Origin of the sequence: Glutamicibacter sp., assembly GCF_050701915.1 — a bacterium.
Classification (GTDB): Bacteria; Actinomycetota; Actinomycetes; order Actinomycetales; family Micrococcaceae; genus Glutamicibacter.
Map to the genome: position 1 here is coordinate 16,827 of NZ_JBOGEG010000036.1, position 21,200 is coordinate 38,026.

A 21,200-nucleotide genomic window follows, 5' to 3' on the forward strand; every position below is an offset into this window, starting at 1 on the left:
AGCCGGTGCATTGCCCGGGCGGCCAGTCCCACTTTCCGGAATCGGCAGGATCAGCGCTGCACGCCGCGCGGCGCGGTAGGCAGCAGCATGGCCAGCACTGAGGCCAGCAGGCAGCTCGCGGCCACGGCGCCGAAGGCGACCGACAGTCCTGCCCGGTCCAAGTACTGCGATCCGCCCGCGGAAACCGCGAAGCTCGAGAGCAGGAAGGCGAACACCGCGCTGGTGGCCGCGCCGGAGAAGGTGCGGATCAGCGAGTTGATGCCGTTGGCGGCCGCGGCATCCTGCACCGGGCTGTATCCCATGACCAGCGCCGGCATGGCAGCGAAACTCAGTGCCGTGCCCACGCCCACCAGTGCCGCGCCGATCACGATGGCTGCCAGCGAACCATGGGTGGAAAGGCGGAACACGAAGGCCAGCGACATGACCAGCGCACCGGCGGCCAGCACCTTGCGTCCATCGATGCGGTTGAGCAGCATGCCAGCCACCGGGGAGAACCCGGCCATGGCCAGAGAGGCCGGGATCATGACCAGTCCCGCTTCCACCGGGCTCAGTCCCAGTCCGGACCCGATACCTGCGGGAGCCTGCACCTCGTGCGCGGTGAGCAGGTGGTTGGCGAACATCCCCGCAGTGGCGAAGAAAGTGGCGATATTGGTCAGCAGCACCGGGCGGCGGAAAGCGGTGCGCAGGTCAATGACCGCCCGGTCGCTGCGCAGCTGCAAGGGAACCCACAAGCAGGCAGTGAGCACACCTAACCCGAATAGCACCGCCAGCGGCAGCGGGTTCGTACCCCACCAGCTGGACTTCGAGATGACGAACAGGGCGCTGGCCAGCACCACCGATAAGCACAGCGCTCCGAGCACGTCGAACCGGCCACCGGGGTAGGAGCCCGCATCGCCAACCAGCACCAGCACGCCGCCGAGGGCAAGGATCCCGCCGACGGCTGAGAACATGAAAATCCCTGCGGTACCCAAGCCGCTGCTGCCCAGCACCCCGGAGAGCAGCAACCCGGTGGCCGAGCCCAGGCCCACGGTAGCGCTCATGACGGCGATCGCCGTGCCCGCACGCCCTGCCGGCATCATGCCGCGCAGCAGGCTGATGCCGATGGGAACGATGGACGAGGCGCAGCCCTGCAGTGCCCGGCCCGCCAGCACCCAGCCGAATCCCGGCCCGAATGCCGCGGTCAGTGAGCCGGCCACCAGCAGCCCGAGGGCCACCAGCAGCAGGCGCCGCCGGCCGTACATGTCAGCCATGCGCGAGAGCACCGGGGTGCCCACGGCCCCGGCGAGCAGGGTGATGGTCACCAGCCATGAGGCGTCCTCTGCGGAGATGCCCAGGTCTTCGGAGAAGCTGGGCAGCGAGGGGACAACCAGCGTGAACTGCATCGAGGAGAGCATGCCGCTGACGGCGAGCAGGATGACGGTGGGCCAGCGGGAGCTTGTCGGCTTGCGCGGGGGACCCGCCGCCTCAGTGCTGCGGGTGAGGCTCATGGATGCAACCTGCGCTCGCCGGATGGAAGGCATGGAAAGACGGCGGATCTCATTGGGCTGCGCCCGATTCCAGGAAGGTGCGGAAAACTTCCGGCAGCCGAATGGCTTTTTGCTCCGAGCTGACGGTCACCAGCCAGTTGGAAGCGGTCGCGACCAAGGTCTGGTTGCTGCGCCGCCACATCTGGAAGTCGAAGCGCACCGAGCTGTTCCCGATCTCGCCAACGCGCAACTCAATGGTGATTTCCTCGAACAGCCGGGCTGCCTGCAGATAGTCGCAGTGGGTGGCCCGGGAGACGGTCCACCAGCCGAAGCGTTCCAGCAAGGTGTCCTGGCGGAACCCGTTCAGCAGCAGCCATTCGGTCTGCAGTGCTTCCATGCGCGGGAACCAGGTGGCGTAGTAGAGGATTCCGGCAGGATCGGTGTCCGCGTAGCTCAGGCGCTGGGTGTGCTCATGCACCGGTTTGAGAACGGTGGCCGATGTGGCGGAATTAGTCTGCATATGCCTGCGGAATCCTTTGTCGATAGCTTGTTGCGCGAGGTGCGCAGGACCGAAAATCTTCCCAACCAACCAAACGCATGCTTGGTAATGAGAGATTAAGCCTTTATGCTCAATGTAGCAAGCGTTTGGTTGATGGTTGACCGCGGAGGAAATGAACTTGGCAGCCGCGCGGGTTCGCCGGCGAATCGACGGCTATCTGGCCGCTATCGACTCGGTAATCGCCATACGCATACAACTATCGGCACACGGTGGGCTGGTCATCCCAGCAGCACCGCTGGTGAGAAGAAGGGCAGGAAAACGATGTCAGTCGTTATTGACCTTAAGGATCGGGTGGTGCTCGTGACGGGCGGCGCCCGCGGAGTCGGTGCCGGAATCACCCAGGCATTTCTCGACGCCGGAGCTGTCGTGGAAATCTGCGGCCGCAACCTCCCCGCGGACGGCGGAGTCAGCGAGCATCCGTCAGTGCATTTCACGCAGCTGGATGTACGCAACGCCGAACAGGTGCAGGACTGGGTTGCCGACGTGCAGCGCCGCCGCGGCCGTATTGACGTGGCCGTCAACAATGCCGGCGGATCTCCCTTCGGCCGCTTCGAGAAGGGCTCGGCCCGCTACCTGCAGGCCATCACGGAACTGAATTTTCTCTCGGCCGCGCACGTGGCCAGCGCCGTGCTTCCGGTGATGATGAGCCAGCCGCAGAAGGGCTCCATCGTGAACATCACCTCTATCAGCGCCCGCCGTCCGAGCCCGGGCACCGCGGTGTACGGCGCGGCCAAGGCGGCGCTGGAAAGCCTGACCGGAAGCCTGGCGGTCGAGTGGGCTCCACACATCCGCGTCAACGCGGTCAGTTGCGGCCTGGTGGCCACCGAAGGCGCGGTGGATCACTACGGAGACGAGGATAGCTACAAGAAGGTTGCCGCCACGATCCCGCGCGGACAGCTCGCCGAACCCCGCGAGATCGGCGCGGCCTGCGTCATGCTCGCATCGGATATGGCATCCCACGTCACCGGCGCGGTGCTGGATGTGGACGGTGGCGGGGAATGGCCTGCCTTCCTGGCGCACACGCCGAACGCCGATGAACTGAAACCACTTGAACTTGAAGTAGAAGGAGCAATCTAATGGCAGAGGCAGTTATCGTTTCCGCGGCGCGTTCGCCGATCGGCCGCGCCTACAAGGGCTCGCTGCGCGAAATGCGCGGCGACGACCTGGCCGCGCAGATGGTCCAGGCCGCACTCAACGCGGTTCCCGAGCTGGATCCGCACACCATCAACGATTTGATGATGGGTTGCGCGCAACCAGCTGGCGAACAGGGGTACAACATCGCCCGCATGGTCGCCATGCAGCTGGGCCTGGACTCGGTTCCGGGCACCACCGTGCACCGCTACTGCTCGTCCTCGTTGCAGACCACGCGCATGGCATTCCACGCCATCAAGGCCGGCGAGGGCGATGTCTTCATCTCTGCCGGCGTGGAAACCGTCTCGCGGTTCGGCCTGGGCAAGTCCGACGGCATGCCGGACACCAAGAACCCTGCCTTCTTTGCCGCGATGGAGCGCACCAAGGCGTTGAACGAGGACAGCTCCCTGCGCTGGAGCGATCCGCGCGCCAAGGGAGAGCTGCCGGACATCTACATCGCCATGGGAGACACCGCGGAGAATGTCGCGCAACTGCGCGGGGTTTCCCGCCAAGCCCAGGATGAATGGGCAGTGCGCAGCCAGAACCTGGCCGAAGCCGCAGGGCTGCGCGGATTCTGGGAGAAGGACATCACCCCGGTCACCTTGGGAGACGGCACCGTGGTGTCCACCGATGACGGCCCTCGCGCCGGGGTGAAGCTGGAAAAGCTGGCCACCATGGCCCCGGTGTTCCGTGAACACGGCACCGTAACCGCCGCGAACTGCTGCCCGCTGAACGACGGCGCCGCCGCACTGGTGATCATGAGCGATACCAAGGCCAAGGAACTGGGTCTGAAGCCGCTGGCGCGCATCGTGTCCACCGGCGTGGCCGCCATGACCCCCGAGCTGATGGGCCTGGGACCGGTCGACGCGGTGAAGCGCGCACTGGCCAATGCCAAGATGTCGATCAAGGACATGGATGTCATGGAGCTCAATGAGGCCTTCGCCGCCCAGGTGCTGCCGTCCATCGACGACATCGGTATCGCCCCGGACAAGGTCAACGTCAACGGCGGCGCGATTGCGCTGGGCCACCCATTCGGCATGACCGGCGCCCGCATGACCACCACCGCCATCCACGCGTTGCAGGAACGCGATGAGCAGTTCGCCGTGGAAACCATGTGCGTGGCCGGAGGCCAGGGTATGGCGCTGGTGCTGGAGCGCTTGAGCTAGCACCTGCCACGAACGCTTAGACACAGCGCGCGTCCCTAGGAGAGGATCCTGGTGGCGTGCGCTGTGCCGTGCCCGGGCATGCCGCCAAAATGGTGGCGGCATCCGACTTTCCGGACACGCAAAGCAGAAGCCCGGTAACCAGGTCCTGGGACCTGGTTGCCGGGCTCTGCAAGGCCTGGAGCGCTAGCCTACAGGCTGCGGCACTGCCACCTCGCGGTTGCGCACCGCGCGCGGGTCGATGACCTCGCGGTTGCGCACCGCGCGCGGGTCGATGACCTCGCGGATCAGGCGCAGTTCCTCATTGGTGGGCAGGCGCGTTTCCGGCGCGTTGGAGGCATCCAGCGGGAATCCAGTGTTGTCGGTGACATCCTGCGGGTCCACGCCCGGGTGCACCGAGAGCACCTTGACCCGGCCGTCCTCGTCGTAGCCGAGCACGGCGAGGTTGGTGATGATCACGCCCAGGTGGTGATGCTTGAGTCCGGCCGCCTTGGCGCGGTCGTTGCCCACGCCGGAGACCATGTCCACCGACTCAACGAACAGGCGTGCGCTGTGGCGTGCAATCCAGTAGTCCACACGGTGGTTGGCGGTATTGCCAGGGGCGCCGCGCACGCCGATGAGCTGGCGCTTTGGCTTGTCCCAGTCGCCGATCAGCGAAATGTTCTGGTTGCCGTACTGGTCGATCTGGCTCGCGCCCATGATGCTCTGGCGGCGGCCGGTGGCCACGATGTCGAAGATGCGGCGGAACGGAGCCCAACCCTCGATGACACCGCCGGCGGAGGCCGGCTTGCCCAGCGGGGAGGCTTCGCTCATCATGAAGGCTTCGCCGTCGCTGAGGATGATGTCCGGCGAATGGGTCAGCTTGGCCAGGCGTGCGCCAATGGATGGAACAATGCCCACCGCATGGGCGAGCAGCTCGCCGGATTCGCGATAGATGTCCGAGCAGGCCGCAACGCAGATCTCGGCAATGGTGATGTCATTAGGCATTGGCTTTCTCCTTTTCTGCGTGGAAGCGCTCGACGGCCGCATGGAATGCCGCCTCGTCGCCTGCCAGGAATTCTGCGGTGAAGGCATCCCAGGCGGCCGGGTCCTTGGCGGATGCGGCGTAGTGCTTCTGGAAGGCCTCGTCGCGACCGTAGTCGGGCTCGCAGGTGGTGAAGTGCGCTCCGCGCGGGGTCTCGACGACGCCGGTGACGTACATGCGGCTGAGCATCAGCGTGTGGTACGAACCTTCATCGAGCAGGTTCTCGGTCGGAACGATCTTCTCGGTGCTCACGAAGGTGCGGTCCGCGGCCATTGCGTAGAGGTCGTCGAAGTACGGATCCGGTCCCAGGAACTGGACGTTACCGGCTGCATCGGCGCGGTTGACGTGGATCAGCGCGACATCCATGCGGATGGCCGGAACCGCAACGTACTCGTCGTCCGAGTACGGCGACTTGACCGTCTTCAGGTGCTTGTTGGCCGGCAGGACGTCAGAGCCGATACCTGCCAGGGTCGGCAGGAAGGACAGGCGCGAGGCGCCTGCGCGCAGGCCCGTCACGAACATGCCCTCGTCGTATTCCTGCAGTTCCAGCTCGCCGCGTTCGCGGGCAGCGGTGAACAGGGGATCCAACGGGATGCTGTCCAGGGTCACGAAACCGTAGATCAGCTTCTTGACCTTGCCGGCGGCGACCAGCAGGCCGATGTCCGGGCCGCCCAGGGAGACCACGGTCAGGTCCTTGACATCGGTGCGCAGCATTTCGCGGACGAATGCCATGGGCTTGCGCCGCGAGCCCCAACCGCCGATACCGATGGTCATTCCCGACCTGATGGACGCTACCGCGTCACTGAGCTCCAATCGCTTGTCAGGCATTGGGCTTACCTCTTTTCCTCAACGAATTAAAAACCTAGCGCTCGCTTGGTTGCAAGGCTAGCATGGATGAAATGAATTAGTCAGGGCAGTCCCATTGGCCAGTGATCTTGCTAAATGCCGGCGGGAATCACTGTCGTGAGATGAGCGGAGGACGCAGATGAGAACTGGACCGATGATCGACCTGGAGAACAAGGTAGTGCTGATTACCGGCGCCGCCGGCGGCCAGGGGAAGGCGCATGCCAAGCTCATGATCGAGCTCGGGGCGAAGGTTGTGCTGACTGACGTGGACCACCATGGGGTCGAAGTGCTTGCCGGCTCGTTGGGGGAGCATGCGGCGGGATTCCACCATGATGTGACCTCGGTCTTGGATTGGGAGCGTGTGATTCGCGGCGCGGCGCGGCGGTTCGGGAGGATGGACGTTTTGGTCAACAACGCGGGCATTGCACCGGTTGCGCCATTGAGCGAAACGAGCGAGAGTTCGCTGCGCACCACATTGAACGTCAACCTGGTCGGCCCGATTCTGGGGATGCAGGCGGTACTTCCGGTCATGAGGGAATCTGGTGGCTCGATAGTGAATATCTCCTCGACTGCGGCGCTGACCGGCTATCCGGATAGGGCAGCTTATGTTGCGTCGAAGTGGGGCTTGCGCGGGGTGGGCAGATCTGTGGCACGTGAATATGCGCAATTCGGCATACGCGTGAACACCATCTGCCCGGGGGCTGTCGATACCGACATGAGTGACGATGCGACCCGCGCAGGCATCGGTCCGATCTCGTCGAATCCGATCCCGCGCGTCGGCACGCCGCGGGAGATCTCCACCATGGTGGCATTTCTGGCCAGCGATGCCAGCAGCTACTGCACAGGGCAGGACTTCGTTGTGGATGGAGGGCTGACGGCCTGAGAAATCGAAGCTCGGGATGGCCGTCTGGCAGGCATAGCCTCCGGCGGAACAGGGTATCGATCCGTTTGCCATCGCCCGGTGCGGTCGTTCTTTATGGTGAGTAATTCGGCTGCCAAGCGCCTCTGTTTTTCGAGCCGCGCTTGCACGGAACCTTCAGGCACGGGAATACCAAGATGACGTGGCCTCATTTGACGAACCCTTGGTTCAGTGAGGGTGCATGCCTACGAGTACCTAGTCGCCGGAAATGGGCAGGAAGCCGAAACCCTGCATGCATCCGGAATTCTAAACCGGCCAGCCTCCCTCCTGCATCACGTATTTCAGAGTCATGGCAACGAGCAGAAGCTTCTAGATAACAGCATCGTCTAGGGCAAAATGCACGCATGCCGTCCACCAAAACCACCTGGCGGACGGCATGCTGGATATCAATGCCGATGGTCAGGCTACGCTCAAACCCAGCAGGTCGCCCAAGCGCTGGCGGTGCGCTCGTGCCGGGCCGAAGAGTTGGCCCGTGGCATGGGCGCGCTTGAAGACCAGCTGGGCATCGTGCTCCCAAGTGATGGCAATTCCGCCATGCAGCTGTACGCACTCGGCGGCGACATGGTCCAGCGCGTCCGAGCACCAGGCCGCTGCCGAGGCGGCGCGCTGCGGCAGGTCCTCGGCGTCGTTACCGGCCGACCAGGCGGCGGCCCAAGCAGCGGTCCGCGAAGTCTCCACTTGCACCAGCATGTCGGCCATGCGGTGCTTGAGTGCTTGAAAGGACCCAATGGCCCGGCCGAATTGCTCGCGTTGCTTGGAGTATTCCACGGTCATGTCCAGGCTGCGCCGGGCGGTGCCGGCCTGCCAGCAGGACAATGACACCAGGGCGATGTCGCGGACCTTGGACAGTGCGGCCTCGGCGTCCGGGGCCAGCGCCCGGGCCGGCACCTGGTCGAAGGCGAAGGAGGCGAAGCGCAAGGTGGTGTCCACCGCCGGGGTGGCGATCCGCCGGATCGCTTCCGGATCCAGGATCTCGAAGATGCCCGTGCCGCTCTCGGTCTGGGCCACTGCCAGTACCAGATTGGCGCCCATCCCGTCGATCACCAGCGTTGCCTCGCCGTACAGCGCCCAGCCATCGCCCTGCCGGGTGGCGGTGATGCCATTGGAGGCCGGATCCCAGTTGCCGTTGGGATCCGCCCAAGCGAGCGTGGCCAGGGTTTCGCCTTCGGCAATGCCCGGAAGCAGGCGTTCGCAGGCTTCCGTGTTGCCGGATTCTAGGATGGCAGCGGTGGCCAGCACGGCCGAGGAGAGCAGCGGAGCCGGGGCCAGATGGTAGCCGAGGGTTTCCAAGACCAGTCCGGTTTCCAGCCAGCCGCAGCCGGCCCCGCCGAATTCTTCCGGGACGGCCAGGGAGGCGACGCCTATGTCCTCGGCGAGCACCTGCCACAGCTGCGGGTCGTAGCCCAGCTGGGAATCGGCGGCGCCGCGCACGGCTTGCGGGTCGGCATGGCGGGCTAGCACCGCGTGCAGGGTCTTGGCCAGTTCGTTTTGTTCGTCGGTGAGTGAGAAGTCCATGATGTCCTCTTAGCTGGCGGGGGTCAGGATCGCGGCGGGCGCCAGGATCGACGCTGCGATGCGCGAGCGATGGTAGCGGCCGGTGCCCCAGGAGGAAGCCAGCGCATGCACCCGGGTGAGCCACAGGCTCAGGTCGTGTTCCTGGGTATAGCCGATGGCGCCGTGCACCTGCAGTGCGGTGCGTGCGGCCAGTATGGCGGCATCCGCGGCGGCGACTTTTGAGGCGGAGACGCTGCGTTCGCCGGCCGGGGTGCCCAGATCCAGGGCGGCGCCCTTGAGCAGCGGGCGGGCGAAGGTCAGTGCCACGCGGACGTTGGCCAGCTGGTGTTTCAGCCCCTGGTATTCGCCGATGACCCGGCCGAACTGCTGGCGCAGCTTGGCGTAGGCCACTGCCTCTTCGAGCAGTCGTTCGCCGGCGCCCAGCAGCATCGCCGCACTGCCAAGCGTGGCCCGGTCGATGGCCAGGGCCACTGCCTGCGGATCCAACGCGGCGGCCGGCCCGGCAGGGGCCAGCTCATGCAGGGTGCGGGCCGTATCGATGGACTCCTGTCCTTCCCCGGCCTCGGCCGGGGTGATGGAATCCCTGGTGACGATGAACTGCTGGCTGCACAGTTGCGCATCCAGCGCATAGGGCACGAAGCCCGGGATCGCCGCGGTGGCGATGGCGGAGCCGTCGGCCAGCGATGCGCGCAGCTCGGCGTCCACCAGATCCGGCAGCAGCGCCGCGGATTCCAGGTACGGTCCGGGAGCCGCGTGGTAGCCGAGGCGCTCGAAGGCGACAATCAGATCCACCGGGGTTCCCCCCATGCCGCCATCTGCCTCATCAATGCACAGGCTCAGCAGGCCGAGCTCGGCCAGCTGCTCCCACAGCTTGCGGGCCGGGGCAGCATCGGATTCCGCGGCCGCGCGGGCCACGGCGGAGCCGCCCAGGGATTCGATGACCTGGTCGATGGCCTCGGCCAGCGCCTGCTGTTCCTCGCTGATTACGAATTTCATGACGCCTTCCGTCCGTCGGTCCCGCGTGGCAGGCCAAGTATGCGTTCTGCAATGATGTTGCGCTGGATCTCATTGGTGCCCGCGTAGATCGGGCCGCCCAGTGCGAAGATGTAGTCATCCACCCAGCGTCCTCCGGCTTCCGCGGAGGCGGAGCGCAATTCCGCGGCCGGGCCGAGCAGGTCCAGACCGGTCTGGTGGATGGCGATGTCCAGCTCGGACCAGAAGACCTTGTTCACGCTGCCCTCGGCGCCGATGTCCCCGCCTTCTTGCAGCGTGCTGACGGTGCCCCAGGTGTACAGCCGGTAGGCCTCCGACTTGATCCAGGCATCCACCACGGCATCCTGGGCGAACGGGTCCTGCTCCTGGTTTCTCTGCCACAGGTCGATCAGCCGGTCGGTGGCGGCGCAGAAGCGGCCGGGGGAGCGCAGCGACAGGCCGCGCTCGTTGCCGGCGGTGCTCATTGCCACGCGCCAGCCATCGCCCGGGGCGCCGAGCACGTCCTCGTCCGCGACGAACACGTCGTCGAAAAACAGTTCAGCGAATCCCGTGGTGCCATCCAGCTGGGTGATCGGGCGGACCGTCAGGCCCGGAGCGTCCATCGGGAACAGGAAGTAGGTCAGGCCGCGGTGGCGATGCGCTTCGGGATCCGAGCGGAACAGGCCGAAGCCGCGGTCAGCCCATGGGGCGCGCGAGCTCCAGGTCTTCTGGCCGTTCAGGATCCAGCCGCCGCGCTCGTCGTCGCGCTTGGCGGTGCTGCGGATGGAGGCCAGGTCGCTGCCGGCTCCGGGCTCGGACCAGGCCTGGGCCCAGATCAGCGTGCCGTCGGTCATGTCGCGCAGGAAGCGCTCGCGCTGGGCGTCGGTGCCATGCCCGAAGAGGATAGGGGCCAGCAGTGAGATGCCATTCTGCGCCACCCGGGTCGGGGCGCCGGCGCGGTAGTACTCCTCCTCGAAGAGCACCCATTCGACCAGTCCGGCCCCGCGGCCCCCGTATTCCTCCGGCCAGGAGACGACTGACCAGCGGCCTTCGGCCAGCTTGGCTTCCCATTGGCGGTGGGCGGTGAAGCCCGCCTCGGTGTCCATGGATGGCAGCGGGGTGTCTGGCACATTTTCGGCCAGCCAGGCGCGGGCCTCGGCAGCGAACTCGAGCTGCTCTTCTGTCAGGTCAAGATTCATTTACTTTGCCGCCTCCGCCATGTTCTTGGCACCCAGTCCGGCCAGGGAGTCCTTGCCGACCTCTGCGTTGTGCGCGTGGGCCGCGTGGTGCAGCCCGAAGACCGAGTCCATGCCGGCGCGCAGGCCCTGCAGGTCCTCTGATTGGTTGACCGCCTTCTTGGCCAGTGCCAAGCCCAGGCGCGGCATCGCGCCTATGCGTTCGGCTAGATTCAGCGTGTGCTCCTCGAGCAGCTCACGGTCCACGACGTGGTTGACCATTCCCAGCTCGTAGGCGCGGCGGGCCGTGAAGCGGTCGCCGGTGAACAGCATTTCCTTGGCCGCGCGCGGGTTGGTGACCCAGGGGTGGGCGAAATATTCCACTCCGGGAATACCCATGCGGACCACCGGATCCGAGAAGAATGCGTCCTCGCTGGCCACGATGAAGTCGCAGGACCAGGCCAGCATCAGGCCACCGGCGATGCAGGCGCCGTGGACCATCGCGATAACCGGCTTGGGCAATTCGCGCCAGCGGCGGCACATGCCCAGGTACACCTCGGATTCGCGGGCGAAGCGCGAGTCGACGCCCTCGGTACCGACGTGGTCCCACCAGATCACTGCTTTGCGTTCGAAGCTTTGGTCGGCATCGCGTTCAGGGGTGCCGATGTCGTGGCCGGCGCTGAAGTGCTTGCCGTTGCCCGCCAGCACGATGGCCTTGACCGCGTCGTCCTCGACGGCGCGGGTGAACGCGGCGTCCAGGGCGTAGGTCATTTTAGAGTTCTGTGCGTTGCGGTACTCGGGGCGGTTCAGTCGAATGATCGCCGTGGTGCCGCGCACTTCGTAGGTTACAACGCCGTCACTGTCGTTCAGAGTCATCGCGGGTCTCCTTGTCCTGTGTCGCATTTCGGCTGGGAATCCAACCGTGAAAACTTGCTTGGGACTACAGTAACCAAACAAGTGCTTGGTTTGCTAGCATAAGCGAAGATCAATCAAGAGACCAATGGATATCGAGAGTGAGGGAATAGCCGTGGATCTGAATTATTCAGCGGAAGATGACGCGTTTCGGCAGGAATTCCGTCAGTGGCTTGAAGCGAACCTCGTCGGCAAGTTCGCCGCACTGCGCGGACTGGGCGGCTCGGGGCGCGAGCACGAAGCATTCGAAGAGCGCCTGGAGTGGAACCGGCACATGGCCGCCCACGGCTGGAGCTGCGTCAGCTGGCCCAAGGAACACGGCGGCCGCGGGCTGAGCCTGCAGCAACAGGTCATCTTCCATGAGGAATACGCCAGGGCCGACGCCCCGGCCCGCGTGAACCACCTGGGCGAGGAGCTGCTGGGCCCGACACTGATCGCCTTCGGCACTCCCGAACAGCAGGTCCGCTTCCTGCCCAAGATCATCGCCGTCGAGGAACTGTGGTGCCAGGGCTACTCCGAGCCGGGCGCCGGATCCGATTTGGCCGGGGTGAAGACCAAGGCCCGCCTGGAGGACGGGAAGTGGGTTATCGACGGCCAGAAGGTGTGGACCTCGCTGGCGCACACCGCCGACTGGTGCTTCGTCATCGCCCGCACCGAGGCAGGATCCGCAAAGCACCGCGGCCTGTCCTACCTGCTGGTTCCGATGGACCAGCCGGGCGTGGAGATCCGCCCGATCCTGCAGCTGACCGGAACCTCGGAATTCAACGAAGTCTTCTTCGACGGCGCGGTCACCGACGCGGACCTGGTGGTCGGCGAGCCCGGAGCGGGCTGGTCGATGGCCATGGGCACTCTGGGCTTCGAGCGCGGCGTGTCCACGCTCGCCCAGCAGATCGCGTTCCAGCGCGAATTGCAGCTGATCATCGACCTGGCCCGCGCCAATGGCGCGATCGAGGATCCCATTATCCAAGACCAGATCGTCAAGTCCCAGATGGGACTGGATATGCTTCGCATGCACGGGCTGCGCACGCTCAGCGGCGAGCAGGGCATCGAAGCATCGATCACCAAGCTGCTCTGGGCTCCGTGGCACCGTTCGCTCGGCGAGCTGGCCATGGCCGTGGCCGGCGCCGGCGGACTGACCGTCGCGCAGGCGCCCTACGAGCTCGATGAGCTGCAGGCCCTGTACCTGTTCAGCCGCGCCGACACCCTCTACGGGGGTTCGGATGAAATCCAACGCAACGTCATTGCCGAGCGCGTGCTCGGCCTGCCCAAGGAGATTCGCGCATGACCATTGAACGCATCGCACAACCAGCGCCCGAGTACGTTCCCGCCCATGGCCTGCTGGCAGGACGCAGGGTCGTGGTGACCGCGGCCGCCGGGGCCGGCATCGGAGCCGCAGCCGCCCGCCGCGCCCTGGAGGAAGGCGCCGCTCTGGTGGTGCTGGGCGACACCCACGCCGGCCGTCTCGAAGCTTCCGCCACCGAGCTGGGCGCGGAATTCGGCGCCGAACGCGTGCGCTTCGCAGTCTGCGACGTGACCAACGAAGAGCAGGTCCAAGCGCTGCTGGATGTCGCCGAGGACTGCGGCGGCGTGGACGTCATGATCAACAACGCCGGGCTGGGCGGCACCGCCTCCATCCTTGAGATGGAAGACGAGCAGTGGGAGAAGGTCGTGAACGTGACCCTCACCGGCACCTTCCGCTCGGTCCGCGCGGCCAGCCAGCGCATGGTGAAGAACGGCACCCGCGGGGTGATCATCAACAACGCCTCGGTGATCGGCTGGCGCGCCCAGGAAGGACAGGCGCACTACGCCGCCTCGAAGGCCGGCGTGATGGCGCTGACCCGCTCGGCGGCCATGGACGTGGCCCCGCACGGCATCCGCATCAACGCGGTCGCCCCGTCACTGGCCATGCATCCCTTCCTGGCCAAGGTCACCTCCGACGAGCTGCTCGAGGAGCTCGCCTCGCGCGAGGCCTTTGGCCGTGCCGCCGAGCCGTGGGAAATTGCCAACGTCATGGTGTTCTTGGCCAGCGACTATTCCTCTTACATGACCGGTGAAGTGGTCCCGGTCAGCAGCCAGCAGGCATAGAAGGAGCAGCACAATGAATGAGGCTTACATTATCGACGCCGTGCGCACCCCGGTGGGCCGCCGCGGCGGTTCGCTGGCCGAGATCCACTCGGCGGATCTGGGCGCGCACGTGATTTCCGCGCTGGTCGAGCGCACCGGCATCGACCCGGGTGCGGTGGATGACGTGATCTTCGGGTGCACCGACACCCTGGGCTCCCAGGCCGGGGACATCGCCCGCACCGCCTGGCTGGTGGCCGGGCTGCCGGACCACGTGCCGGGGGTGACCATCGACCGGCAGTGCGGATCCAGCCAGCAGGCGGTGCACTTCGCAGCGCAGGGCGTCATGTCCGGCACCGCCGACCTGATCATTGCCGGCGGCGTGCAGAACATGTCGAAGATCCCGATCTCCGCGGCCATGATCGCCGGAGCCGAGTTCGGGTTCACCACCCCCTTCGCCGAATCCCCGGGCTGGGTGAAGCGCTATGGAGACCAGGAGGTCTCGCAGTTCCGCGGGGCGGAGATGATCGCCGAAAAGTGGGACATCTCCCGCGAGCGCATGGAGCAGTTCGCACTTCAAAGCCACGAGCGCGCCGCCGCCGCCACGGACGGAGGCCGTTTCGACTCGCAGATCGTTGCCCTGAATGGGCTGCAGCTGGACGAAACAATCCGCCGCGGCACCACCTTGGAGAAGATGGCGTCGCTGGACACCCTGACCGAGGACGGGCGGCTGACTGCCGCGGTGGCCTCGCAGATCTGCGATGGCGCCAGCGCGATGCTCATCGCTTCGGAGAAGGCGGTTCAAGAGCACGGGCTGACTCCGCGCGCCCGGGTGCACCACATGTCGGTGCGCGCCGATGATCCGGTGTGGATGCTCACCGGCCCGATCCGCGCCACCAAGTATGCGCTGGAACGCGCTGGCATGAGCGTGGACGGGATCGATCTCTTCGAATGCAATGAGGCGTTCGCCCCGGTAGTCCTGGCCTGGATGGACGAGCTGGGCATCGACCAGCAGAAGGTCAATGTCAACGGCGGCGGCATCGCCCTGGGCCACCCCATCGGTGCCACCGGCACCCGGTTGATGACCACCCTGCTCAACGAGCTGGAACGCACCGGCGGACGATTCGGCCTGCAGACCATGTGCGAGGGCGGCGGCCAGGCCAACGTCACCATCATCGAGCGCCTTTAGCACCCGGCCAGCCGCCTTTTAATCCAAGATCCCCGACGGGCCAACCCGGCGGGGATCTTGCCGATCAGCACTGGCAACTTCATGAGGCGCCCATGGCTGCCCGTTCCGGCACTGGCCAGGGAACTGCTTGGCGTTGGCCGACAGCGGAACGTCGACGGGTTCCAGTTCGCTGCGCGGCGGATTCTTCGGAATGAACGCAGCAATGATCACTGCGGCCACGGAAAGACCGGCACCGAGCAGCAGTGCCGTGCGGAAACCCTGCCCTGTCGGGATCATGGCGCCGTGGAAGTCGGTGGATATCTGCGCGAGCAGTTGGCCGATGACCGCGGCATTGCCATTGGTGCCCAGCGAACGCATCAGCGTGTTGAAGCCGTTGCCCGCGGCGGTTTCGCTGCGTGGCACCGAACTCATGATGATCGACGGCATCGCGCCGTAGGCGCAGGCCACGCCGCTGTTGACAAGGGTTGCGGTGAGGAGCACGCGGGGGGATGGCCGCAGCTTCCAGAAGCCCCAGAAGACCAGCGCCAGCACCGAAATGCCGAACAGGCTCGGAGGCAGCGGCGTGGCCCAGCCCCATGCCGAGCCCTTGGAGATGGCCAGTATCAGTGACAGAATGCCTGCAGCCAGGCCGATCGCACCGAGCCAGTCGAAGCGTTGACCCGCGGCGCCGGCCTCCAGGCCTGGGATGAGTTTCCAGATCAGCAACGCAACGATCAGCGTCACCACGGAGCCGCCGATGAACGGCCAGCGCCAGTCAGGGAACTCGATGACCGCGACGTTGGGGGCCACAGCGCAGACTAATCCGCCGAGAATCTACGGCAGCGCGAAGACCAGGACCATCCGGCGCTTTTCGAAGAGGTGGCCCAGGCGTCCGGAAATCGGGACTGCCACCGCGCCGGCGAGCAGCGTTGCCGTCACGATCCAGGCGGTGTTGTCGGCAGAAGAGCTGAAGGGGCTGGAGCACTGCAGCTGCCTGGTCCTAGGCGAGGGTGTCCTTGCTCTGCACCAAGCCTCCAAGCACCGAGAGGCGTTCGACAGCTTCGTCGATGATCCGGTCCACGAGCTGCTCGCAGGTCGGCAAATCGTCGATGACCCCGACCACCTGGCCGGATGCAAGCATGCCGGCCTGCGTATCGCCATTGACCAAGCCGGCCTTCAGGAGCATCGGGGTGTTGGCGGCGAGCATCATCTGGCCCCAGCTACGGCCGGTGCCGCGCTTCATGCTCAGCCCGTCGCGGGCCAGTCCCAGCCAGGACTGGCCGGAGAGCTCCTTGAACTGCAGGGTGCGCCGCGCCGTGCCCAGCAGCCGGCCCAGCGGAGAGCTGGTTTCCAGGCTGTCGATGAACTCGGTGCGCAGCAGCCGGTGCGGCATGCCGTCGGCCTTGGCAGTCACCACGGTGCCGTCCAGCCCGAACTCCAGGTAGCGCTGCTTGATGTGCTTGGGCACGGCGCTGTCGCTGGTGAGCAGGAAGCGGGTGCCCATGCCGATCCCGGACGCGCCGTAGGACAGCGCGGCGGCCAGTCCGCGTCCATCGAAGAATCCGCCGGCCGCAATCACCGGGATGTCCACCGCGTCCAGCACGGAGGGCAGCAGCAGGGTGGTCGGGGTGGCGCCGGTGTGGCCACCGCCCTCGCCGCCTTGGATCATCACCGCGTCGGCGCCCCAGGCGGCGACCTTCTGCGCATGGCGGGGCAAGCCGACCGAGGGGATGACCACCGCGTCGTTGTCCTTGAGCTTGTCGATCAGCTCGCGCTTGGGCGCCAGCGCGAAGGAAGCGACCTTCACGCCGTACTTGACCAGCAGGTCCACTCGGTCGCTGGCGTCCGCGGCATCGGCGCGCAGGTTGACGCCGAAGGGCTTTTCGGTGCGGGACTTCGTTTCCACGATGGCCTTTTCAAGCTCCTCGCAGGTCATGGTCGCCGAGGCGAGAATGCCCAGGCCGCCGGCCTGCGCGGTGGCGGTCACCAGACTCGGCCCGGCGACCCAGCCCATTCCGGTCTGCACCACTGGGTGCTGGATTCCGATGAGCTCGGTCAGGGGGGTGCGGATGCGGTTGGTGGTGCTCAAGGGCTGACCTCTTGTTCTCTGCGGCGGGCGGGGTCCAGGACCTCGCGAATCAGTTCAAGTTCCTGCTGATCGGGCAGGCGGGTGGCTTCGATGGTGTCCGGCAGGTGCAGCTCGAAGCCGGTTGATTCCAGCATCTCGTCCAGGGTTGTGTCGGGGTGCAGGCTGCGCAGCGCCATGGTGCCGCCGGGCCCGCTGAAGTCGTAGACCCCGAGGTTGGTGACCACCCGGTGCAGGTTGTGGAATCGCGCCGCCATGGGCCCTGCGGCCTTGGCGCGGGTGCTGCCCACCCCGGTCACGAAGTCGACGTCCGGAACGAAGCTGCGCTTGGACTGCCGGGGAATCCAGTAACTGGTGGTGTGGTTGATGGTGTTGGTGGCCGCAGCCCGGGAGCCGAGCAGCTGGCGGTGCGGCTGGAAGTGGTCGCCGATGGCCGAGAAGTTGTGGTTCCCCTCCCGGTCGATCTGCGCGCCGCCCATCACCACGTGGCGCTTGCCGGCGGCGATCAGCTCGAAGAGCTCGCGGTAGGGCAGGTAGCCGGCGCTGAATTCGCTCTGCGCGCCCAGGGCCGGAACATCCCCGTAGATGGTGGATTCGCCGTCGCTGAGCATCAGCGTCGGCGCATGGGTCAGTGCGGCCAGCCGGGCGCCGAGCGTGGGGATGATCCCGGCCGGGCTGGCGAGGATCTCGCCTTGGCCGCGGAACAGGTCGCTGCAGGCGGCCACCGCGATCTCCGCGCGGCTGGCGGTTAACAGGGTCTCAGGCATCGGAGGCCTCCTTGCGCCAGATGCTCTCATCTTCCAAGTACTTGGCGCGGTAGTGCTCCCACAGTGCGGGATCGGCGGCTGCGGCAGCGTACTCGCGCTGCAGTTCCTCGTTGCGCGGGTATTCCGGCAGGCAGGCGGTGAAGTGCGCGCCGCCGGGGGCCTCGAAGACGTGGTCCACCATGGTGCGGTTCAGCAGCAGCGTGGAGGGGTGCGCGCCCGCGGTCAGTTCCCGGGTGCTGAGCACCGTTTCGGCGCTGAGGATGGTGCGCGCGGCGGCCCTGGCCAACAGGTCGTCCACGTAGGGGTCCGGGCCCAGGCATTGTCCGTTGCCCAGCGCGTCGGCCCGGTTCAGGTGGATGAGCGCCACATCCAGTGCCACAGCCGGCATCGCCACCAGCGTTTGGCCATCCTCGTAGGGGGAAGTGATGGTGCGGATCTGCGGGTTGACGGTCAGCGCGTCCGATCCCAGCCCGCTGCGGGTCACTTCGAAGGGCAGCCGCCGTCCGGCCGCGCGCAGCCCGGAAACCAGCATCGACTCGTCCAGTTCCATAGTGGTGATGGCCCCGGACTGCCGGGCGGCCGCGAAGTGCGGGTCCACCGCAATGGAATCAAGGGTGACGAACCCGTGGACGACCTCGCGCACCTGCCCGGTGGCGCACAGCGTCCCGACATCCGGGCCGCCGAAGCTGACGATGCGTAGGTCCTTGGCCCCGGAGCGCACCAGCGCGGCCACCAGGGACATGGGCTTGCGTCTCGATCCCCATCCGCCTATGCCGATGGTCATCCCGTCCTCGAACATCCCGCCCAGGTCCGCAGCATCTATGAGCTTGCCGGCCATGGCTAGGCCCCGGTGGCGACGAAGTCGTCGCGCAGCTCGTCGGCGACTCCGCCGAGGTTCAGTTCGAAGGTGAATCCCTGCTCGAAGCGGTAGCTGCGATTCACATCGATCGGGTCGATGCAGTTCAGCGCCTCCTTGGCCGCGCGGATCACGCGCGGGTCCTTGGCGGCGATTTCGTTGGCGTAGGAGAACGCTGTCTCATCCAGCGTGTCGGCGCTGACTACCTCGGCCACCGAGCCCAGCTCGGCCAGCCGCTGGGCGCTGATGTTCTTGCTGGTGAAGTACAAGGTGCGCAGCATGTGGGCCGGCACCAGGCGGGCCAGGTGGGTGGCCGCGCCTAGCGCGCCGCGGTCGACCTCCGGCACGCCGAAGTAGGCGGTGTCGCTGGCGACGATGGTGTCAGCGTTGCCCACCAGGCCGACGCCGCCGCCCAGGCAGAAGCCGTTGACCGCGGCGATGACCGGGACGGCGCACTCGTAGATGGACTTGAAGGCGGCGAAGCAGCCGCGGTTGGCGCCGAGGATGGCGTTGAAGTCGTCGGTGGACTGCATTTCCTTGATATCCACGCCGGCGTTGAAGCCTCGGCCTTCGGAGCGCAAGATGACCGCGCGGGTCTTGGCGTCCTTGGCCGCTTCGTTCATGGCGTCGGCGATGCCGAACCATCCGGCGACCGGCAGCGCGTTCACCGGCGGGTAGTCCATGGTGATGACGCGGACGCCGTTGGAGTGCATTGCTGAAGTGATCGACATTGGGATCTCCCTGTACCTAACGTTTGCTTGTTTGTTACCCTAGCACTTGCTTGGTTTCAGGTACACTGGCAATCCATGAACAGCACATCGACGAAAGGAAAAAGCCCATGACTGGCATTTTGAGCGGCCGAGTGGCCATCGTGACCGGCGCAGGCCGCGGACTCGGACGCGAGCATGCACTAGAACTGGCCCGCCAGGGAGCGATGGTCGTGGTCAACGACTTCGGCACCACCCTGGGTGGCGCCATCGACCCGGCGAACCCGGCCCACGATGTGGTCGCGGCCATCCGCGCCGAGGGCGGGCAGGCCGTGGCCAACGGCGCCGATGTGGCTGATTTCGAACAGGCCGGTGCCATGGTGCAGCAGGCCATCGACACCTACGGCCGGCTGGACATCCTTGTCAACAACGCCGGGTTCGTGCGCGACCGGATGCTGGTGAACACCACCGAAGAGGAATGGGACGCGGTGATCCGCGTGCACTTGAGGGGCCACTTCGCCCCGCTGCGCCATGCCGCCAAGTACTGGCGCGACGAGGCCAAGGCTGGGCGCACCCCGCAGGCCCGGGTCATCAACACCACCTCCGGCGCAGGGCTGAAGGGCAGCGTCGGGCAGGCCTGCTACTCGGCCGCCAAGGCAGGAATCACCGGGTTGAGCATGGTCGCCGCCCACGAGCTGGCCCGCTACGGCGTCAACGTGAATTCCATCGCCCCGGCAGCCCGCACCCGGATGACCGAAGACGCCTTCGGCGAGAGCATGGCCGCCCCGGAGGAAGGCTTCGACGCGATGAATCCGGCCAACGTCTCCCCGGTCGTGGCCTGGCTGGCCAGCGCCGGCTGCGAGGTCACCGGCCGGGTCATCGAAGTCGAAGGCGGACGCGTGTGCATCGAGGAAGGCTGGAACCACGGCCCCCAGGTCGACGCCGGCGCCCGCTGGGATGCCGCCGAGGTCGGCGCCCAGATCGAGCAGCTGCTGGCCCAGGCCGCCGTACCGGAACCGGTGTACGGATCATGAGCACAGCCGCTGCAGACCCGATGACCGCCGGCGCGTGGGCCGGCCAGCATCTGGGCGAGAAGACCGTCGGATACACCGAGGACCAGGCGATCCTCTACGCGCTCGCCGTCGGGGCCCGGCCCGCTGACCTCGACCTGGTCTTCGAGGACCGGCTGCGCGTGCTGCCCTCCTTCGGGCTGACCCTGGCCCAGTGGGCTCCGGATGTGCTGGCCGATCGCGGCGCATTCGATAACCGTGCCGTGCATGGCGCCCAGGAACTGCTGGTGGCCAAGCCGCTGCCGCGCAGCGGGGAACTGGCACTGAATGCCCGCGTGGGCGAGGTCTGGGACAAGGGCGGCGCCGCCGTCTTCAACGTCATCGTCGAATGCGACTACTTCCAGGCCACCTGGCAGATCTTCGCCCCCGGTTTCGGCGGGTTCAACGGGCAGCGCGGCCCAGGCCGCGCCGCCGCCCCGGACACGCCGTCAGCCGGCACCGCCAGCGTGCAGACTGCGCCGAACCAGGCGGCACTCTACCGGCTGCTGGGGGACAAGCACCACATCCACATCGATCCGCAGGCAGCGAAGCGCATCGGGCAGGACCGCCCGATCCTGCACGGGCTGGCCACCCTGGCCGCGACCACGCTGCCGCTGGCCGAACTGGCTGGGGCGCACCCGGCGGACCTGGTCGAATTCGGCGGGCGCTTCTCCGGGGTCGTCTTCCCCGGGGACCGCATCGAGGTCTCCACCTGGGACCACGGGCGGTTCGAGGCAGCCGTGGCCGACCGTACGGTCATCGCCGACGGACTGGCGGTCTTCGGCTGAGCATTGCCGGCCGCTAGCCGCCGCACGCCAAAGGAC

21 protein-coding genes are annotated in these 21,200 nt (G+C 66.5%); 8 read left to right on the forward strand and 13 right to left on the reverse strand.

The window, feature by feature from the left end; all coding sequences use genetic code 11:
* Positions 1–50: 50 nt before the first annotated feature.
* Both ACRDT3_RS16070 and ACRDT3_RS16075 read right to left on the reverse strand, forming a co-directional pair.
* The gene (locus ACRDT3_RS16070; RefSeq protein WP_431493939.1) at positions 51–1,487 is read right to left on the reverse strand and encodes an MFS transporter; all 1,437 of its coding nucleotides are present in this window, start codon (positions 1,485–1,487) and stop codon (positions 51–53) included.
* A gap of 49 nt (positions 1,488–1,536) precedes the next feature.
* Complete coding sequence (locus tag ACRDT3_RS16075; RefSeq protein ID WP_431493940.1) at positions 1,537–1,986, reverse strand: acyl-CoA thioesterase; 450 nt, start codon at positions 1,984–1,986, stop codon at positions 1,537–1,539.
* A 300-nt stretch (positions 1,987–2,286) separates the two neighbouring features.
* Between ACRDT3_RS16075 and ACRDT3_RS16080 the strand changes: the two genes are divergently transcribed.
* Both ACRDT3_RS16080 and ACRDT3_RS16085 read left to right on the forward strand, forming a co-directional pair.
* The gene (locus tag ACRDT3_RS16080; protein WP_431493941.1) at positions 2,287–3,102 is read left to right on the forward strand and encodes an SDR family oxidoreductase; all 816 of its coding nucleotides are present in this window, start codon (positions 2,287–2,289) and stop codon (positions 3,100–3,102) included.
* The gene (locus ACRDT3_RS16085) at positions 3,102–4,322 is read left to right on the forward strand and encodes an acetyl-CoA C-acetyltransferase (RefSeq protein ID WP_431493942.1); all 1,221 of its coding nucleotides are present in this window, start codon (positions 3,102–3,104) and stop codon (positions 4,320–4,322) included. Before ACRDT3_RS16080 ends, ACRDT3_RS16085 begins: the two co-directional genes overlap by 1 nt.
* Positions 4,323–4,505: 183 nt before the next feature.
* On the opposite strand, the gene ACRDT3_RS16090 is transcribed toward ACRDT3_RS16085, so the two are convergent.
* Both ACRDT3_RS16090 and ACRDT3_RS16095 read right to left on the reverse strand, forming a co-directional pair.
* Positions 4,506–5,306: a CoA-transferase subunit beta gene (locus tag ACRDT3_RS16090; protein WP_431493943.1), complete on the reverse strand. Its 801-nt coding sequence runs from the start codon at positions 5,304–5,306 to the stop codon at positions 4,506–4,508.
* Positions 5,299–6,171, reverse strand: coding sequence for a CoA transferase subunit A (locus ACRDT3_RS16095; protein WP_431493944.1), 873 nt, complete (start codon positions 6,169–6,171; stop codon positions 5,299–5,301). The genes ACRDT3_RS16090 and ACRDT3_RS16095 overlap by 8 nt, the downstream gene beginning before the upstream one ends.
* A gap of 172 nt (positions 6,172–6,343) precedes the next feature.
* On the opposite strand from ACRDT3_RS16095, the gene ACRDT3_RS16100 reads away from it, so the two are divergent.
* Positions 6,344–7,072, forward strand: a complete 729-nt coding sequence (locus ACRDT3_RS16100) for an SDR family NAD(P)-dependent oxidoreductase (protein ID WP_431493945.1) — start codon at positions 6,344–6,346, stop codon at positions 7,070–7,072.
* Between the two features lie 435 nt (positions 7,073–7,507).
* On the opposite strand, the gene ACRDT3_RS16105 is transcribed toward ACRDT3_RS16100, so the two are convergent.
* From ACRDT3_RS16105 to ACRDT3_RS16120, 4 genes are read right to left on the reverse strand one after another with little or no spacing between them, the layout of a single operon-like run.
* Positions 7,508–8,623, reverse strand: a complete 1,116-nt coding sequence (locus ACRDT3_RS16105) for an acyl-CoA dehydrogenase family protein (protein ID WP_431493946.1) — start codon at positions 8,621–8,623, stop codon at positions 7,508–7,510.
* A 9-nt stretch (positions 8,624–8,632) separates the two neighbouring features.
* The gene (locus tag ACRDT3_RS16110; RefSeq protein ID WP_431493947.1) at positions 8,633–9,619 is read right to left on the reverse strand and encodes an acyl-CoA dehydrogenase family protein; all 987 of its coding nucleotides are present in this window, start codon (positions 9,617–9,619) and stop codon (positions 8,633–8,635) included.
* Positions 9,616–10,794, reverse strand: coding sequence for an acyl-CoA dehydrogenase family protein (locus tag ACRDT3_RS16115; RefSeq protein WP_431493948.1), 1,179 nt, complete (start codon positions 10,792–10,794; stop codon positions 9,616–9,618). Before ACRDT3_RS16115 ends, ACRDT3_RS16110 begins: the two co-directional genes overlap by 4 nt.
* On the reverse strand, positions 10,795–11,646 hold the full coding sequence (locus tag ACRDT3_RS16120) for an enoyl-CoA hydratase (RefSeq protein ID WP_431493949.1): 852 nt from the start codon (positions 11,644–11,646) through the stop codon (positions 10,795–10,797).
* A gap of 124 nt (positions 11,647–11,770) precedes the next feature.
* On the opposite strand from ACRDT3_RS16120, the gene ACRDT3_RS16125 reads away from it, so the two are divergent.
* From ACRDT3_RS16125 to ACRDT3_RS16135, 3 genes are read left to right on the forward strand one after another with little or no spacing between them, the layout of a single operon-like run.
* Positions 11,771–12,967, forward strand: coding sequence for an acyl-CoA dehydrogenase family protein (locus tag ACRDT3_RS16125; RefSeq protein WP_431493950.1), 1,197 nt, complete (start codon positions 11,771–11,773; stop codon positions 12,965–12,967).
* Complete coding sequence (locus tag ACRDT3_RS16130) at positions 12,964–13,767, forward strand: SDR family oxidoreductase (RefSeq protein WP_431493951.1); 804 nt, start codon at positions 12,964–12,966, stop codon at positions 13,765–13,767. Before ACRDT3_RS16125 ends, ACRDT3_RS16130 begins: the two co-directional genes overlap by 4 nt.
* 13 nt (positions 13,768–13,780) lie before the next feature.
* A complete protein-coding gene (locus ACRDT3_RS16135) occupies positions 13,781–14,932 on the forward strand; it encodes an acetyl-CoA C-acetyltransferase (protein ID WP_431493952.1) in 1,152 nt (383 codons plus the stop codon).
* An 18-nt stretch (positions 14,933–14,950) separates the two neighbouring features.
* Here ACRDT3_RS16135 and ACRDT3_RS16140 read toward each other — a convergent pair whose 3' ends face one another.
* From ACRDT3_RS16140 to ACRDT3_RS16160, 5 genes are all read right to left on the reverse strand, one after another.
* Complete coding sequence (locus ACRDT3_RS16140; RefSeq protein WP_431493953.1) at positions 14,951–15,721, reverse strand: hypothetical protein; 771 nt, start codon at positions 15,719–15,721, stop codon at positions 14,951–14,953.
* A 190-nt stretch (positions 15,722–15,911) separates the two neighbouring features.
* Entirely contained in the window at positions 15,912–17,000 is a 1,089-nt protein-coding gene (locus ACRDT3_RS16145; protein ID WP_431493954.1) for an NAD(P)H-dependent flavin oxidoreductase, read from the reverse strand.
* A complete protein-coding gene (locus ACRDT3_RS16150) occupies positions 16,997–17,764 on the reverse strand; it encodes a CoA-transferase subunit beta (RefSeq protein ID WP_431493955.1) in 768 nt (255 codons plus the stop codon). Before ACRDT3_RS16150 ends, ACRDT3_RS16145 begins: the two co-directional genes overlap by 4 nt.
* The gene (locus tag ACRDT3_RS16155; protein ID WP_431493956.1) at positions 17,757–18,602 is read right to left on the reverse strand and encodes a CoA transferase subunit A; all 846 of its coding nucleotides are present in this window, start codon (positions 18,600–18,602) and stop codon (positions 17,757–17,759) included. The genes ACRDT3_RS16150 and ACRDT3_RS16155 overlap by 8 nt, the downstream gene beginning before the upstream one ends.
* Positions 18,603–18,604: 2 nt before the next feature.
* The gene (locus tag ACRDT3_RS16160) at positions 18,605–19,351 is read right to left on the reverse strand and encodes an enoyl-CoA hydratase family protein (RefSeq protein WP_431493957.1); all 747 of its coding nucleotides are present in this window, start codon (positions 19,349–19,351) and stop codon (positions 18,605–18,607) included.
* Positions 19,352–19,458: 107 nt separating this feature from the next.
* On the opposite strand from ACRDT3_RS16160, the gene ACRDT3_RS16165 reads away from it, so the two are divergent.
* Positions 19,459–20,361 (forward strand): SDR family oxidoreductase, encoded by a 903-nt coding sequence (locus ACRDT3_RS16165; RefSeq protein WP_431493958.1) that lies wholly within the window; start codon positions 19,459–19,461, stop codon positions 20,359–20,361.
* Positions 20,358–21,164: a MaoC/PaaZ C-terminal domain-containing protein gene (locus ACRDT3_RS16170; protein WP_431493959.1), complete on the forward strand. Its 807-nt coding sequence runs from the start codon at positions 20,358–20,360 to the stop codon at positions 21,162–21,164. Before ACRDT3_RS16165 ends, ACRDT3_RS16170 begins: the two co-directional genes overlap by 4 nt.
* The last annotated feature ends 36 nt before the right edge of the window (positions 21,165–21,200 follow it).

Excerpts from the sequence above, each read along its gene's own strand:
- ACRDT3_RS16070 (WP_431493939.1), bottom strand. The coding sequence starts at position 1,487 with ATGAGCCTCACCCGCAGCACTGAGGCGGCGGGTCCCCCGCGCAAGCCG.
- ACRDT3_RS16135 (WP_431493952.1), top strand. The coding sequence starts at position 13,781 with ATGAATGAGGCTTACATTATCGACGCCGTGCGCACCCCGGTGGGCCGC.
- ACRDT3_RS16150 (WP_431493955.1), bottom strand. The coding sequence starts at position 17,764 with ATGCCTGAGACCCTGTTAACCGCCAGCCGCGCGGAGATCGCGGTGGCC.
- ACRDT3_RS16085 (WP_431493942.1), top strand. The coding sequence starts at position 3,102 with ATGGCAGAGGCAGTTATCGTTTCCGCGGCGCGTTCGCCGATCGGCCGC.
- ACRDT3_RS16080 (WP_431493941.1), top strand. The coding sequence starts at position 2,287 with ATGTCAGTCGTTATTGACCTTAAGGATCGGGTGGTGCTCGTGACGGGC.
- ACRDT3_RS16125 (WP_431493950.1), top strand. The coding sequence starts at position 11,771 with ATGGATATCGAGAGTGAGGGAATAGCCGTGGATCTGAATTATTCAGCG.
- ACRDT3_RS16100 (WP_431493945.1), top strand. The coding sequence starts at position 6,344 with ATGATCGACCTGGAGAACAAGGTAGTGCTGATTACCGGCGCCGCCGGC.
- ACRDT3_RS16155 (WP_431493956.1), bottom strand. The coding sequence starts at position 18,602 with ATGGCCGGCAAGCTCATAGATGCTGCGGACCTGGGCGGGATGTTCGAG.
- ACRDT3_RS16105 (WP_431493946.1), bottom strand. The coding sequence starts at position 8,623 with ATGGACTTCTCACTCACCGACGAACAAAACGAACTGGCCAAGACCCTG.
- ACRDT3_RS16165 (WP_431493958.1), top strand. The coding sequence starts at position 19,459 with ATGACTGGCATTTTGAGCGGCCGAGTGGCCATCGTGACCGGCGCAGGC.
- ACRDT3_RS16090 (WP_431493943.1), bottom strand. The coding sequence starts at position 5,306 with ATGCCTAATGACATCACCATTGCCGAGATCTGCGTTGCGGCCTGCTCG.
- ACRDT3_RS16095 (WP_431493944.1), bottom strand. The coding sequence starts at position 6,171 with ATGCCTGACAAGCGATTGGAGCTCAGTGACGCGGTAGCGTCCATCAGG.
- ACRDT3_RS16115 (WP_431493948.1), bottom strand. The coding sequence starts at position 10,794 with ATGAATCTTGACCTGACAGAAGAGCAGCTCGAGTTCGCTGCCGAGGCC.
- ACRDT3_RS16170 (WP_431493959.1), top strand. The coding sequence starts at position 20,358 with ATGAGCACAGCCGCTGCAGACCCGATGACCGCCGGCGCGTGGGCCGGC.
- ACRDT3_RS16160 (WP_431493957.1), bottom strand. The coding sequence starts at position 19,351 with ATGTCGATCACTTCAGCAATGCACTCCAACGGCGTCCGCGTCATCACC.
- ACRDT3_RS16130 (WP_431493951.1), top strand. The coding sequence starts at position 12,964 with ATGACCATTGAACGCATCGCACAACCAGCGCCCGAGTACGTTCCCGCC.
- ACRDT3_RS16075 (WP_431493940.1), bottom strand. The coding sequence starts at position 1,986 with ATGCAGACTAATTCCGCCACATCGGCCACCGTTCTCAAACCGGTGCAT.
- ACRDT3_RS16110 (WP_431493947.1), bottom strand. The coding sequence starts at position 9,619 with ATGAAATTCGTAATCAGCGAGGAACAGCAGGCGCTGGCCGAGGCCATC.
- ACRDT3_RS16120 (WP_431493949.1), bottom strand. The coding sequence starts at position 11,646 with ATGACTCTGAACGACAGTGACGGCGTTGTAACCTACGAAGTGCGCGGC.